This window comes from Microcoleus sp. S13_B4 (genome assembly GCF_036700885.1).
Classification (GTDB): domain Bacteria; phylum Cyanobacteriota; class Cyanobacteriia; order Cyanobacteriales; family Microcoleaceae; genus Microcoleus.
In genome coordinates this window covers 274,568-289,423 of the sequence record NZ_JAUBPU010000001.1, presented here as the reverse complement: position 1 = coordinate 289,423, position 14,856 = coordinate 274,568, and the positions used below count along the sequence as shown (strand labels likewise).

Sequence of the window (14,856 nt, the reverse complement as noted above, 5' to 3'; positions counted from 1 at the left end):
CAATCTCAGCTTTAGATTAATGGTGTCACTAATTCGCCATCTCACCGATCTCAAATCCTTGGGCGGTTTTTACTGCCTCCTTTTCTCCTGAGACTCCCCTATAATCAAAATAACCCGAATGTAAAGTTTTACTACAAGATTTATCCATAATGACAACTTTAAGCTTAGAGCAAATTGCGGCCAAGTTAGAAAGCGAAAATTCAGCCGATCGAATGGTGGCTTTGGCCAACTTGCGGAATGTGCCTGCTGCAGAGGCGGTGCCTTTGATTAAAAAGGTGTTGAACGACGAAAGTTTGCAAGTGCGATCGATGGCTGTGTTTGCTCTTGGGGTCAAACCCACGGCAGAGTGCTATCCCATTCTAGTCAAATTGCTAGAAACTGACCCGGATTACGGCATTCGCGCTGACGCTGCGGGTGCTTTGGGCTATCTGGAAGATATAAGAGCTTTTGATGCTTTGGTGCGGGCTTTTTACGAAGATACTCAATGGCTGGTGCGCTTCAGTGCTGCTGTTTCTCTGGGAAATCTCAAAGATCCCCGGGCCCGCGATGTGCTGCTGAAAGCTCTCGACAGCGAGCAAGTGGTGATCCAGCAGGCGGCAATTTCGGCTTTGGGGGAAATTAAGGAAATTGGGGCGATCGATCGCATCCTCAATTTTGCTCAGTCGGAAGATTGGCTGATCCGCCAGAGGCTGGCTGAAGCTTTGGGCAATTTGCCGAGTGTTAAGAGCGTTTCTGCTTTAAAATACTTAGAAAAAGACAGAAATTCTCAAGTATCTCAAGCGGCAACAATTTCTCTCGATCGCCTGTCAAAAGCAGAAGTGTAAAAATTTGTAGAGGCGGGTTTATTAAAATCTGTAATTTAACCAGTAGAATCAGATCGACCCGCCCCGACTGGGATGTTTCAAAAAAGTTATTGTTTTGGGAGAGGGAGTTAAATGCCCTACAGTCAATTTAGCGTCGAACAAATTAAGACAAATTTCGGCATCGCCTTTTCGAGCAAGATGGGATTGTTTGCCGACATTCCCGAAATAGTACCCAGCAGTTTTTTGCAAGAAACTTTGCAATTCAATCTGCCTTTAGCACTAGAAATTAATTCCGAGAAAGCTCGCTCCGAGCTAATTGTCGCTCCAATATTAGTTGAAATAAAAAAACGGCTACCGGAACGGATGAGTTTATTTTCAGGGCGAGAATTCAATGTAGACGCTGCTAGGGGTTTGAGCGGTTATTGCGATTTTCTAATTAGCAGATCGCCGGAACAGCTAGTCATTGAATCCCCTGTTATCGCCTTGGTTGAAGCCAAAAATGACAACATCCAATCCGGCTTAGGACAGTGCATGGCAGAAACGATCGCAGCACAAATATTTAACCAGCGTCAAGAAAATGACATTCAGACAATTTATGGAGTGATCACAACTGGGAGTATTTGGAAATTCTTCAAACTAGAAGGAAGTGCGATCGAGATTGACACCAGCGAATATTTTATTAATAATGTTGGTAAAATTCTCGGTATCTTAATAAATTTTATAGAGTCTTGAGTGAAACCAGAAGGTATTATTTAACCTGCTGCGTGCAAATCGCAAGTTAAAATAGTTGTTGATCTCGTTTAACCAAAGCCAGCCATGAATCAAGCACCCAATCCTTTTAACTCAAATCCCTCCAATCCGCTAGACCCCTTGGAGCAAGAACTGGACGAGCAAGGTGAAGGTTTGCCAAGACAGTACCACCCCGCCACTAAAAAAACTCTGCAAAAAGTCTTTATCATTCTCGTAGTTGTTGGGGCAATCATTGGGGGAATTCTATCTATAGGGGTGATTTCGCTGATGCACAAAGCCGGACTGACAGATGTGCCGGCGCGGGTACAGACTCCGAAGTGAATGGGTGGGGTGAGCGTACCGTCCGCGATGATCGCCGATCCTTAATTATAGTATCCTTCACTCTCGCTGCCATGTTGCGCGAAATTAAGACGCGATCGCTCGCCTTCCAAAGAAATCTTAATATTTTCATTATTTTATTTGAGGCAACTGTGTCTCTACAATCAAATTCGGTGCTGTAGGGGTCCCGGCCAAAAACTGTTTCAAATAAAACACACTTATTCTGACTAAGAGAATGTTACTTATTGCGCTATTTATCGCCACGCTTTTTTTAGCATACTGCAATGGTGCTAATGATAATTTTAAAGGCGTGGCAACACTGTTTGGCAGTCAGACAACGAACTATAAAACAGCCATTAGTTGGGCAACGATCACAACTTTTGCAGGTTCAGTATTTTCTATTTTTTTAGCAGAAACGCTGGTAAAAAGCTTTTCGGGAAAAGGGCTAGTTCCAGACGAGATAGCCAATGCCCCAGATTTTCATTTGGCAGTCGCGATCGCTGCGGGTTTAACCGTTATTCTTGCTACCTTAACTGGATTCCCTATTTCCACAACTCACGGTCTTACAGGTGCGCTTGTCGGTGCAGGTTTAGTAGCAATTGGTACTCAAGTTAATTTTACAGCATTGCAGAAAACTTTTCTAATGCCTTTGTTGCTGAGTCCCTTGATTGCGATTCCATTAGCAGCTTTAATTTATGGGCTGTCTCGCTACCTGCGAGTTTATTTAGGAATCCAGAAAGAATGGTGTATTTGCGCTGGTCAAATTCAACAGATTATTCCCATTCCCCAACCGGATTCAACTAACATACTGAAGTGCATCACAACCGCTGATGTCGCGGTCGATTCTCTCGATAAATGCACGCAAAGGTACCAGGGAAATTTCTTACAAATTCCCAGCCAAAAGTTAGTGGATGTTTGCCATTTTATGAGTGCGGGAATTGTCAGTTTTGCCAGAGGATTGAACGATACTCCGAAAATTGTTTCGCTCATGTTAGTCGGTCAATCAATATCAGTTCAGTGGGGAAGTTTAGCAGTAGCTTTGGGAATGGCGATGGGCGGTTTGTTGAATGCTCGAAAAGTGGCCGAAACAATGAGCAAAAAGCTTACAGCAATGAATACCGGTCAAGGACTTGTGGCTAACTTAGTGACGGGATTTTTAGTTATTGCTGCCAGTCGCTATGGACTTCCCGTGTCTACTACCCATGTTTCGGTAGGTTCAATTTTTGGTGTTGGATTGATTTCAAAAAAAGCTAATGTGCGCGTTTTCTATCAGATTCTACTATCATGGATTTTGACCTTGCCAATTGCTGCGGCAATCAGCGGCTGTGCTTACTGGGTGTTGCATCGGTAAGAGAATTAATCATTAGTCCTAGAAGATAAAGAGTTCGCAGTTGATTTTGGATTGTCATCAAAGGATAACCATATCAACTCTAACGGTAAAAACAAGAAATCGCGCTGGGAGTTTTTGAATAAAAATTTAAGGGTAATTTATGGTTAAAAATTCTCCGATCGCGCCGCCTGTTGCAGATAAATCGATCGCTGCTGGCTTTCACGCTCTTTCCGACCCCCTGCGGATTCAGATTTTGGAGTTGCTGCGGGAACAGGAGTTGTGCGTGTGCGATTTGTGCGATCGACTTTCTGTTCCTCAGTCTAAACTCTCTTTTCACCTCAAAGCCTTGAAGGATGCAGCTTTAGTCCGTAGCCGCCAAGAAGGCCGCTGGATCTACTACAGCCTCAATTTAGCTCAGTTTGTCGCCCTCGAACAGTACCTCGCCGAATACCGCCGTTTCAGCCAGATCTTGCCGGCGCGGCCCTGTTCCGACGCGGGTTAACCCATCAACATTTCTTAATAACTCAAATACTGATACGGTTGTTTTTATGATTGACATATCAAATTTTATTGATATGATATAAACGAACCAATTAGTTGAAAGCGATGGATGCAACAATTCATCGGTTAGCTTGTGCTCGCCCCGATTGCAGGCGAGAGGCGATCGCCGAATTTCTAGGTACATTTATTTTGGTTTTTGCAGGGACGGGCGCGGTGATGGTTAACAAAACTAGCGCTGGTTCCGTAACTCATTTAGGCGTCAGTTTTGTATTTGGTGCAGTAGTATGTGCCATGATTTACGCGATCGGACATATCAGCGGCGCACACTTTAATCCGGCCGTAACTTTAGGGTTTTGGGCGAGCGGTTTTTTCCCAAAATACAAAGTTTTGCCCTATATTTTTGCCCAGTCTGCGGGGGCGGTCACAGCTTCTCAAGTGCTGCTAATTACTTTAGGTGAAGTAGCAAATCTCGGTGCAACTATCCCTCTTAATGGTAACTGGTTGCAGTCTCTAATTTTAGAAACTGTTTTGACCTTTATCTTAATGTTTGTTATCCTCGGTTCGGGATTAGATAGACGCGCTCACATCGGCTTTGCCGGGATAGCAATTGGGTTAACTGTAGGGTTAGAAGCTGCATTTATGGGGCCGATTACCGGAGCGAGCATGAATCCGGCACGGTCTCTGGGCCCGGCTTTAATTGGCGGCATTTGGGAACACCATTGGGTTTATTGGGTGGCTCCGATCTGGGGAGCACAATTAGCAGTCGCAGTTTATCGGGAACTGTCTAACGGATTTCGGGATTTTAATTGAAAGTATCATGACAAGTTTTACGCACAAACCGAGAATTTTGTTTCTATACGGCTCTTTAAGAGAGCGTTCTTACAGCCGCTTGTTGGCGGAAGAATCGGCGAGAATTATTGAGGGTTTCGGTGCCGAAGTTCGAGTTTTCAATCCTCTTGAATTGCCGATTTACGGCAGCGTTCCCGATACTCATCCGAAGGTTCAAGAGTTGCGGGAATTAAGCCTGTGGTCGGAGGGTCAAGTGTGGTCTAGTCCAGAAATGCACGGCAATATTACCGGCATTATGAAAAATCAAATTGACTGGATTCCTTTAAGCATTGGGGCTGTCAGACCGACTCAAGGCCGAACTTTGGCGGTGATGCAAGTTAGCGGTGGTTCGCAATCTTTTAATGCTGTCAATACTTTGAGAATTTTGGGCCGCTGGATGCGGATGTTTACGATTCCGAATCAGTCTTCGGTTGCGAAAGCTTATCAGGAATTTAATGAAGATGGGACGATGAAGGATTCGCCTTATCGCGATCGCGCGATCGACGTGATGGAGGAACTGTACAAGTTTACCTTGCTGTTGCGGGAGCAAACCGACTATTTGACCGATCGCTACAGCGAACGCAAGGAACAAGCAGCTAAAGAGGCGATCGCACTAGCAAATCGGGCTCTTGAATTACCGGGCGCTTAGAAACCGCCGGAACTCCGACAACAACCAATAACCAACAACTAACAACTAGCAAAAACCATGAAAAAAGTAATGTTTGTTTGCAAAAGAAACTCCTGCCGATCGCAAATGGCAGAAGGATTCGCTAAAACCATCGGAGCCGGCAAGATTGGAGTCACCAGTTCCGGGTTAGAATCAAGCAGAGTTCATCCGACAGCAATTCAAGTCATGTCAGAAATCGGCATTGATATCACCGATCAAACATCAAACCCCTTAAGCGAATTCAATGCAGAAGACTACGATGCAGTAATTTCTCTCTGCGGCTGCGGCGTGAATTTACCCGAAGCGTGGGTATTGCGAGAAGTGTTTGAAGATTGGCAACTCGACGATCCTGACGGACAACCCATCGAAACTTTTCACCGCGTTCGAGATGAAATTAAAGCACGAGTTGAAACATTAGTTGACTCTCTCAAGTAAGATTAAGTAGACGGGCGGGCAGGATGCCCACCCCACAAGAAAATTAACTTTTGTGGAACAGGTCGAAAAGCCTGTTGTTAAGAATGGTGCAAGATGTGATTTTCAATTAACTTTGTTGTCAATCATTCAAATTAGTCGCTGTCGCATCCAAAGAATTAGTGCTAAATTATGAGAGGCGTTCCGCCGGAACGCCTCTACATTCGTTGCGAGCAAAGACCAAAAGGTTAGCACATGATTCAGACAGCAGTCACGCCTTTCAAAAACAAACTAAACTCAGCTTTAACTAAAAAGCAGATTACTGTTTTACAAATTAATCTCGGCAAACGCTGCAACCTCGCTTGCACTCACTGCCACGTAGAAGCTAGCCCGAAACGAACAGAAGAACTTTCCCCGGAAATTTGCGACCAATTAATTGAAATCATTCGTCGCTTTCCTCAAATTCAAACTGTTGACCTCACAGGCGGTGCTCCCGAAATGCTTTACGGTTTTAAACCGCTAGCGGAAGCTGCCAGGGCGGCAGGTAAAGAGGTAATTGTTCGTTCTAATTTGACGATTTACTTTGAAAAAGGTTTTGAAGATATTCCCGAATATTGCGCGCAGCACCAACTCAGAATTGTGGCCTCGCTTCCCTGCTACCAAGCTGACAATGTGGACAAAATGCGCGGCAACGGTGTTTTTGACAGTTCGATGCGGGCGCTGCAAAAGCTAAATCAGTTGGGATACGGAAAAAACCCAAATTTAACTCTGGATTTGGTGTACAATCCACAAGTGCCGACAACAGACAAGTTTTCGCTAACACCGGAACAAGGCAAGTTAGAGCAAGATTACAAGGTTTATTTAGCCGAACATTTTGGGATTTGTTTTAATCAATTGTTCGCGATTACTAATTTGCCGGTGGGACGGACTAAGTTTCATCTGGAACATAAGAAACTGCACAAGCCTTATCTGGGGTTTTTGGAGGATAATTTTAATCCCGGTACTCTGGAACATTTAATGTGCCGCAACGAATTGTCGATCGACTATTTGGGCAATGTCTACGACTGCGACTTTAACCAGATGGAAAATCTGCCGGCGAAAACTGGCAGCGGCGAAAAGATAACTGCTGCTAAATTGCTCGAATCTGGCAGTTTAGATGTGATTCAAGAGGTGCAAACTGCTGCTTATTGTTATGGCTGTACGGCGGGTTGCGGTTCTAGCTGCGGCGGTACTTTGATTTGAGAAGGAAGAAGGAAGAAGGAAGAAGGAAGAAGGAAGAAACTATGTTCTTGGGCCCGATTCCCGATTCCCGATTCCCGATTCCCCATGCTTTTGGGCCAAATGCCCCATGCCCATATTATTGAGAGTGGAGAGTTGAGGTAATGAATGATTCGCGATCGCCCGATGAAAATCCGCGGCCATCAAACAGGTGGAAGCTGATTTTAGGGATTGGTTTAGCTGTGGCTTTGATTGCAGCGACCCAGTTTTTCAACTTTCAAGGAATTCTAAAAAATGCGCTGGAGTCGATCGCGAGTCTCGGCCCTTGGGGCCCGGCAGCTTTTATTTTAATTTACATTGTAGCAACGATTCTCTTTATCCCCGGTTCTTTGCTGACTCTCGGTTCTGGCGTTTTGTTCGGAGTCGTTGGCGGTTCGCTTTGTGTTTCCATCGGCTCGGTTTTAGGCGCAACTTGCGCTTTTTTGGTAGGGCGGTATTTAACTCGCGACTGGGTTTCCAAGCAGATAGAGGACAATCAAAAATTTAAGGCGATCGATGCAGCAGTTGCCTCTGAAGGATGGAAAATAGTGCTGCTGACGCGGCTTTCTCCAATTTTTCCGTTTAATTTGCTTAACTATGCTTTTGGAGTCACGCAGGTATCTCTAAAAGACTATTTTTTTGCATCTTGGATCGGCATGATTCCCGGAACAGTCATGTATGTTTATATCGGTTCCCTGGCCGGGAGTTTGGCTGCACTCGGATCTAGCGGGCGATCGCGCACTCCTGCTGAGTGGGCTCTTTACGGCATTGGTTTGCTAGCAACGATCGCCCTCACCGTTTATGCAACCCGCTTGGCCAAAAAAGCTTTAGACGAAAAAATTTCCCCTTGAAAGCCAAACACAAATTGGTAAAATTGTCAAGAGAGTTTTGCTCATACATTATAATACATTGCTAATCTAAAAAACTCCGTATTTTCTCTGTGTTATTTACAATTTTTTTGTTATACAAACGAGATAGATATTAAAGATATCGTAAAGCACAAACCTCAAATAGGTAAACCGAAGGTCGAAATATAAAATTGATGCCAAAATAGAAGGCGACACCCCCCACCCGAATAAAAATTGTTTGCAGTCAGGAGTGCAAATCATACCATTTTAGATTTGAGATTAAAGAATTGAAGAATTGGGAATGACTGAGGACTACCAGGGTTTGGATGTTGGCTACAGTTGCATTCTTTTCTTAAAGTGGTCTCACTACTTACCTGATATAAATTCTGCCGAATGACGAAGGACGAATGCCGTTTGATGAATTTGACCCAAAGCATCCCGGATACAAGCCCCCGGATTCATCCGTCCAGAAATAAAAAACCTGTATCCGATGAAACTTGCCCCCCGAATTTATCCGTGGCGTCAATGCTTCAATCTAAAATCTAAAATCTAAAATCTAAAATCGATTGACTCTGAGGGAACATTTGATGATGCAAAACCCAGCAAATCAAGCCAGATCTGTGTCTGCGCCGCCGCCACAAACAAAAAAGCTGCGCCGCTTTTGGCAAAACATCAGTAGTTCTGCTCAATCGCGGTGGCAGCAAGCGCACAGTGTTTGGCAGCACAGACGGCAGCGCCGCCATTTGCTGACCCTGCTAATTCTGGCCACCACGGCTTTAACCATTAGCACAACTGCTTGCATCAGCTATTTTTTTGTGCGCGGACTAATCCTCGACAATTTAAAGCAAATAGCACTATTAAAACTAGAAAAAGGTACGGACGAAATCGACCGCTGGCTCAGCAGCCGCAAAGCAGAAATAGAAACTATTGCCTACGATCCTACAGTTCGCACTGTCAATTGGAAATTAGTCGAACCCAGGTTGCAAGGAGAAATATACAGGTTTAAAGAGTATTCCATCCTGTCATTAACTCAACCCGACGGCTCATTTATCAACACTCTGGGCAACCGTGCGAACAGCAAAGACCGCCAACACTTTCAAAAAGCAATGGCCGGGCAGCTCAACGTTTCCGACCCGCTGATCGCCCGCAGTACAAAACTTCCGACGATCATCATTTCAGCTCCTATTTGGGCCTTACCTCCCACTCCCAATAAAGTAATTGGAGTCCTCTCGGGCAGCATTAAATTAGACCGAGTAGCCTCTGTGGCTAACAGCTTGCAATACGGTTCCGACAGTTATGCTTTTGCGCTCAATTCACAAGGAGTACCCATTGTTCATCCCAACACTAACTTAATCGGAAATATCGATCTGCCGGCCCCAAGCTTTTTAAAGTCCCAAGACCCCGCACTCTCCACAATTGCGCGGCAGATGATCGATCACCAGACGAAAATAGAACTGGTCCAAATAGATAACAAATGGGTGTACGTAGCCTACGCTCCCCTCCATGAAGTTAACTGGTCGATGGCTTTAGTAATTCCCCGCGAAAATATTGAATCCCAACTGCAAGCATTAAATTTGCTGACATCGGTCGTCGCCGGACTGCTCGGCCCAGCAATGCTAGCAGCAATATGGCTAATTTATTCCTCCGAAAACAATCGCGCTCAAGCGGAGCGAGAAGCCATGCTCAACCGGATTGCTGGACGCATTCGCGCTTCCCTAGAATTAGACCAAATTGTGCAAAGCACAGTCGAAGAAATAGTAAGTTTGCTGCACCTAGAACGGGCGGCTTTTGGTTGGTACAAACCGCAAGAAAAAATGTTACAAATCCTATGGGAATGTTGCCCATCTGATTGTTCCTCGCCCGCTAAAAACTTTGAGTCTTACTTGGTCGAAAATTTGTCAATACCGAGTGGCCAAGGCGAGCCAATTATTCTTTCGAGGGAGATTTGGGCGGAGGGTGCAGCTCAAGCGAGCGAAATAAAAGCTAATAGCTATTTAGCCGTTCCTGTCCACACTCAAAACCAGCCGCAGGGTTATTTAATTTGCAGCCACGTTAGTCATTGGCTTTGGAGTAGGGAGGAAATCCAACTCTTAAAAGCTGTAGCAGACCAATTGGCGATCGCCATTACTCAATCTCACCTTTACAGTCAAACCCAAGACCAAGTAAAACTCCTTAATAGTGCCTTAAATGAACTGAAAAAGACTCAAACTCATTTAGTGCAGAGCGAAAAAATGTCATCACTAGGTCAAATGGTAGCTGGGATAGCGCACGAAATCAACAACCCGGTTAACTTCATTTCGGCTAATTTACCTCACACCAGCAAATATACTAAAGATTTATTAGAATTGGTGAGTTTATACAAAGAAGCATTCCCAGAGGTGCCGCCAGAAATCGCAGATTTTGCCGAAGAAATTGAGTTAGAATTTATCGAGGAAGATTTGCCGCATATATTGGATTCTATGAAAATAGGAACCGAACGCATTCGCAGCATCGTTCTTTCTTTGCGTAACTTTTCTCGCCTCGATGAATCTGACAAAAAGCAGGCGGATATTCACGAAGGTATAGAAAATACCTTGCTGTTGCTCTCCAACCGCATCAAAAATAGAATTTATATAGTCAAGAAATACGGAAAAGTGCCTTCAGTCGAATGCTATCCGTCTCAGCTCAATCAGGTGTTTATGAACTTGCTGAGCAATGCGATCGATGCCTTGAACGAGATCGATCGCCTGGATAAAATCATTACAATTTCCACGGGAGTAGTTCGAGAACATGGCGCAAAATTTCTGAAAGTGGCGATCACCGACAACGGCCCCGGCATTCCCGACAGCGTTAAAGAACAAATTTTTAACCCATTTTTTACTACTAAAGAGGTGGGCAAAGGCACGGGTTTGGGGTTAGCAATTAGCTACAAAATTGTAGTGGATGGACACGGCGGCAGCATCACAATTTCTCAACCTCCGGGCGGAGGCACGGAATTTTTGGTAAAAATTCCTATTAGTAACGGGAAGTAAGACTACTTTAGATTTTAGATTTTAAGTTTGGGAATGCCTGGGACTACAAGGTTTTGGATATTATCGATAGTTACATTATTTTTGGAAACTGGTATCAGGAGGAAGTGGGAATGGAAGCCCACGGAGTTTGTAACCGAGGTAAGGGATAGAGGTTCGAGGGAAGAGGTTCGAGGGGACAAACAGTTTTAATTAATGCTAAATTTACGGCCGTTGGCTAAAATTAGAAGAGTTTTTGTTAAAGGTGTTTTATGGCTGTTGGCAAGGATACAATTTTCGAGCGCTTTTTGTCGCCCCTGATTCGACTGGCGATCGACGAAGAAGCACTGAAACGACTCTACGAAGGTATCGACTGGGAAACAGCGGGCGATCGCTACCGACAACCCGACTTAGTTTATCCCGAATATTACACCAGCCAAAACTTTCACGGCATTAAACGCGGCTACCTCAACCCCAGTGGCGCCGTTTCCTACGATCCAATCACGCAATATGTTTTGCCTCCCCACGAAACAGTCGTCAGACAAGGCTTAATTGATGCTGTGCGGGTGAAACCGCGTCGAATTATCGATTTGGGATGCGGCACCGGTTCGACAACGCTCATGCTCAAGCAAGCCTTTCCCGACGCGGAAGTTGTCGGCCTGGACTTGTCGCCTTATATGCTGGTAGTTGCCGAAATGAAAGCGCAAAAAGCAGGCTTAAATATCCAGTGGTTGCACGGAAATGCCGAAAGCGTTGCTTTTGCTGACGCCAGCTTCGATTTAGTCGCAGCTTCTTTGCTGTTTCACGAGACGCCACCTGCTGTATCGCGGGCAATTTTGCGAGAAAGCTTCCGACTGCTGAAGGTTGGGGGACAAGTGGCAATTTTGGACGGAAACCAAAAAACTTTGCGGCAGACAGAGTGGCTGGCTGATATCTTTGAGGAGCCTTATATTAAGTCTTACGCTGCTGGCAGCCTCGATGCTTGGGCGGGGGCGGCTGGATTCGCGGCGGTGCAAACTCACGAACACTGGTGGGTGAATCAGGTGACGCAGGGCGTGAAACCTTTGCCTGGGGAAGATTTGGAACAGGCAAAGGTGGCGAGGGGGTGGAATTTGGGCGATCGAACTCCTGATTTTGATGGCGATTTACCAGGCATTCCGGCTCCTGCTTGATTTACCGAATCACTCCCGACTAAAATAACCACCGACTCGAAGTCGGGGCTACACAAACAAAGTCCGCCTTCGCGGACTGAATAATAACTAATAACTAATAACTCATAACTCATAACTCATAACTCATAACTCATAACTCATAACTAATGACCCTAAAAGCAGTTTTATTTGATTTTAATGGCGTGATTGTTAATGATGAGCCAATTCACGAGAAAATAATCGATCAATTGATGCTCGATGAAAATCTCCACCTCAAACGTGGGGAGTTTCGAGAAGTTTGTTTGGGAAAAAGCGATCGCGCTTGCATTACCGAACTACTCAAGCGCCGAGGACGATATCTAACAGAAACATACCTCGATCGACTGCTGCGGAGCAAGGCCGAAGCTTATAAAGCTCAAATAGATACTTTGGAGAAACTGCCGATTTATCCCGGTTTGGCAGAATTTATTGACAAAATTCGGGTCGCAGGACTGAAAATGGCGGTAGTTAGCGGGGCAATGCGATCGGATATAGAATTGGTGTTAGATCGGGCCGGTTTGGCAGCAAACTTTGAGTTAATTGTCGCAGGCGACGACTTGACGGCGAGCAAACCAGCACCCGATGGCTATTTATTGGCTGTGGAACTTCTCAACCAGAAATATCCTGACTTTAAGCTGCAACCGATCGAGTGTTTGGCGCTAGAAGATACTTTTGCGGGGATTGAAGCGGCGAAAAAAGCGGGGATTCAGGTTGCGGGTGTGACTCACACTTACCCGTTTCACATGATCCAGCGCCAAGCTAATTGGACGGTGGACTATTTTGCTGATTTAGAGTTGGATAGAGTGGCTGCACTTTGCTCGATCGCCCCCACTGAGCTGGCTGCGGAAAACACTTGACCTTTTTAGCAGTTACGTGCTAGTGTAAGTGACGGTCTGCGAACGTGAGAGCCAGCAAGACCTGTAAGCCTTTTAGATTCGGCAATCCGGCATCTAAAATGCTAAATTAAAACTCAATCAGGGGAATTAGCTCAGTTGGTAGAGCGCTGCGATCGCACCGCAGAGGCCAGCGGTTCGAGTCCGCTATTCTCCATAAATCAGGGGCATTTCTACAGGTGACGATCGTACTCAAAGCGAAGTGCGATCGTCACCTGTTTTGATAGTCGCCTATTTGGTGCGATCGACCCGGTTGCTGCCTAAGTTTTAGCATCAATAACCTGTGGAGAGCGAGAAACCGACTTTCTATTTTGTGCGATCGACCCAGTTGCTGCCTAACTGGTAGCATCAATAAGATAATTTATGTAAAGAAACCGGGTTTCTAATTACACACTAATTGCTGAAAAGACGTATTTTGGTGTCTAAATCCGGTTTCCCAAAAAAATCCGGTAAGGCCGTGATCCCAACCCTGATGTCATCAGTCAATCTAAAATCTAACAAGGTATCAGCCCGGTTTCTGCCGCAGTTGCCTTCAATCCCCACAAAACATTCATTTTCTCAAAAACAATAAGTTTTGTAGCTAAAAATACAACAGTCTGCTGACGCGAGTCTTAATATCAAGTCGCTATGTGTTATTATTCTCAATCATCTGACTCATCTATTCAAGAGTAACAAGAAAAAATGACAAAGCGATTCGATCGGCGGAAATTTATTTTATACAGTTCTGCTACCCTAACATCAAGTTTATTTCTCAAAGCTTGTAGAACTCCAACTCCAACAGCAACTCCAGCCACTTCTCCCACATCAACAGGAACTACACCCGCAGCAAGCAGTGGAAACACGATCAAAGTAGGAATTTTGCATTCCTTGAGCGGCACGATGTCAATCAGCGAAAAAAGCGTTGTCGATGCCGAACAATTAGCGATCGAAGAAATTAATAAAGCTGGGGGTGTCCTCGGAAAACAAATCGAAGCAATAGTAGAAGATGGCAACTCAGACTGGCCGACTTTTGCAGAAAAAGCGAAAAAATTGATCGACCAAGATAAAGTTGTCACCGTCTTCGGTTGCTGGACATCCGCTAGCCGCAAAGCAGTATTGCCGGTATTTGAAGAAAAAAATCATATGCTCTGGTACCCAGTACAATACGAGGGTCAAGAGTGTTCCAAGAACATCTTTTATACCGGGGCGGCGCCGAACCAGCAAATCGAACCAGCAGTGGACTGGCTGCTAGAAAATAAAGGCAAAAAATTCTTCTTAGTCGGGTCGGACTACGTTTTCCCCCGCACGGCGAATACCATTATCAAGGCACAGCTTGCAGCCAAAGGTGGCGAATTAGTTGGAGAAGATTATATTCCTTTGGGCGGGACAGAAGTCACGCCAATTATTAGTAAAATTAAGGAAGCTTTGCCAGACGGGGGCGTCATTTTCAATTCCCTCAACGGCGACAGCAACGTAGCATTTTTCAAACAGTTGCAGGGTGCAGGTTTGGGGCCGGACAAATATCCGTCAATGTCGGTCAGTATTGCAGAAGAAGAAGTAAAGGCGATCGGCGTAGAATACCTTAAAGGTCATTACGCCGCCTGGAATTACTTCATGACTGTGGAATCTCCAGCAAATACAAAATTTGTGGCAGCTTTCAAGGCAAAATACGGCAAAGATAGAGTGACAAATGACCCGATGGAAGCAGCTTATATCATGGTTTACCTGTGGAAGCAAGCTGTCGAGAAAGCAGGGACAGCCGATGATTTGGAAAAAGTGCGGGCAGCAGCTTTGGGTCAAACCTTTGACGCGCCGGAGGGCAAAGTTACGATGGAAAACAACCACCACATCTCTAAATTTGTGCGGTTGGGCGAAGTGAGAGAAGACGGCTTGTTTAACATCGCTTTTGCTACACCAGAAGCCGTGAAGCCGGTTCCTTGGAATCAGTTTGTCCCTGAAACAAAAGGCTTTGCTTGCGATTGGTCAGACCCCGCAAAAGGTGGCAAATTCAAAGCTTGATAAGTAGGTAATACCAATTTCAATACGCTTGGGTTAAGCCCGATCCCCCCTAGCCCCCCTTAAGAAGGGGGGGAC

14 protein-coding genes and 1 tRNA gene are annotated in these 14,856 nt (G+C 45.2%); all 15 read left to right on the top strand.

Annotation, left to right across the window (positions count from 1 at the left end):
* Nucleotides 1-149: 149 nt before the first annotated feature.
* The 15 genes from QT994_RS01195 (at nucleotide 150) to urtA (ending at nucleotide 14,781) form a co-directional block, all read left to right on the top strand.
* Entirely contained in the window at nucleotides 150-824 is a 675-nt protein-coding gene (locus QT994_RS01195) for a HEAT repeat domain-containing protein (RefSeq protein WP_333049672.1), read from the top strand.
* Nucleotides 825-935: 111 nt separating this feature from the next.
* On the top strand, nucleotides 936-1,535 hold the full coding sequence (locus QT994_RS01190) for a hypothetical protein (RefSeq protein WP_333049671.1): 600 nt from the start codon (nucleotides 936-938) through the stop codon (nucleotides 1,533-1,535).
* Between the two features lie 84 nt (nucleotides 1,536-1,619).
* Nucleotides 1,620-1,874, top strand: a complete 255-nt coding sequence (locus tag QT994_RS01185) for a hypothetical protein (RefSeq protein ID WP_333049670.1) — start codon at nucleotides 1,620-1,622, stop codon at nucleotides 1,872-1,874.
* A gap of 232 nt (nucleotides 1,875-2,106) precedes the next feature.
* Complete coding sequence (locus tag QT994_RS01180) at nucleotides 2,107-3,222, top strand: inorganic phosphate transporter (RefSeq protein ID WP_333171056.1); 1,116 nt, start codon at nucleotides 2,107-2,109, stop codon at nucleotides 3,220-3,222.
* Nucleotides 3,223-3,361: 139 nt separating this feature from the next.
* A complete protein-coding gene (locus QT994_RS01175) occupies nucleotides 3,362-3,703 on the top strand; it encodes a metalloregulator ArsR/SmtB family transcription factor (protein WP_333171054.1) in 342 nt (113 codons plus the stop codon).
* A 104-nt stretch (nucleotides 3,704-3,807) separates the two neighbouring features.
* Nucleotides 3,808-4,512: an MIP/aquaporin family protein gene (locus tag QT994_RS01170; RefSeq protein WP_333171052.1), complete on the top strand. Its 705-nt coding sequence runs from the start codon at nucleotides 3,808-3,810 to the stop codon at nucleotides 4,510-4,512.
* A gap of 7 nt (nucleotides 4,513-4,519) precedes the next feature.
* The gene (arsH, locus tag QT994_RS01165) at nucleotides 4,520-5,179 is read left to right on the top strand and encodes an arsenical resistance protein ArsH (protein ID WP_333171050.1); all 660 of its coding nucleotides are present in this window, start codon (nucleotides 4,520-4,522) and stop codon (nucleotides 5,177-5,179) included.
* A 57-nt stretch (nucleotides 5,180-5,236) separates the two neighbouring features.
* A complete protein-coding gene (gene arsC / locus QT994_RS01160; RefSeq protein ID WP_006633827.1) occupies nucleotides 5,237-5,632 on the top strand; it encodes an arsenate reductase, glutathione/glutaredoxin type in 396 nt (131 codons plus the stop codon).
* A 231-nt stretch (nucleotides 5,633-5,863) separates the two neighbouring features.
* Nucleotides 5,864-6,850, top strand: coding sequence for an arsenosugar biosynthesis radical SAM (seleno)protein ArsS (gene arsS / locus QT994_RS01155; RefSeq protein ID WP_333171048.1), 987 nt, complete (start codon nucleotides 5,864-5,866; stop codon nucleotides 6,848-6,850).
* A 140-nt stretch (nucleotides 6,851-6,990) separates the two neighbouring features.
* Nucleotides 6,991-7,716: a TVP38/TMEM64 family protein gene (locus QT994_RS01150; protein WP_333049660.1), complete on the top strand. Its 726-nt coding sequence runs from the start codon at nucleotides 6,991-6,993 to the stop codon at nucleotides 7,714-7,716.
* Nucleotides 7,717-8,300: 584 nt separating this feature from the next.
* Nucleotides 8,301-10,724: an ATP-binding protein gene (locus QT994_RS01145; RefSeq protein ID WP_333171046.1), complete on the top strand. Its 2,424-nt coding sequence runs from the start codon at nucleotides 8,301-8,303 to the stop codon at nucleotides 10,722-10,724.
* Between the two features lie 248 nt (nucleotides 10,725-10,972).
* On the top strand, nucleotides 10,973-11,872 hold the full coding sequence (locus tag QT994_RS01140; protein ID WP_333171044.1) for a methyltransferase domain-containing protein: 900 nt from the start codon (nucleotides 10,973-10,975) through the stop codon (nucleotides 11,870-11,872).
* 146 nt (nucleotides 11,873-12,018) lie between these two features.
* Entirely contained in the window at nucleotides 12,019-12,747 is a 729-nt protein-coding gene (locus QT994_RS01135) for an HAD family phosphatase (protein WP_333171042.1), read from the top strand.
* A 120-nt stretch (nucleotides 12,748-12,867) separates the two neighbouring features.
* Nucleotides 12,868-12,940, top strand: a tRNA-Ala gene (locus tag QT994_RS01130).
* Between the two features lie 524 nt (nucleotides 12,941-13,464).
* Entirely contained in the window at nucleotides 13,465-14,781 is a 1,317-nt protein-coding gene (urtA, locus tag QT994_RS01125) for an urea ABC transporter substrate-binding protein (RefSeq protein ID WP_333171040.1), read from the top strand.
* Nucleotides 14,782-14,856 lie beyond the last annotated feature (75 nt).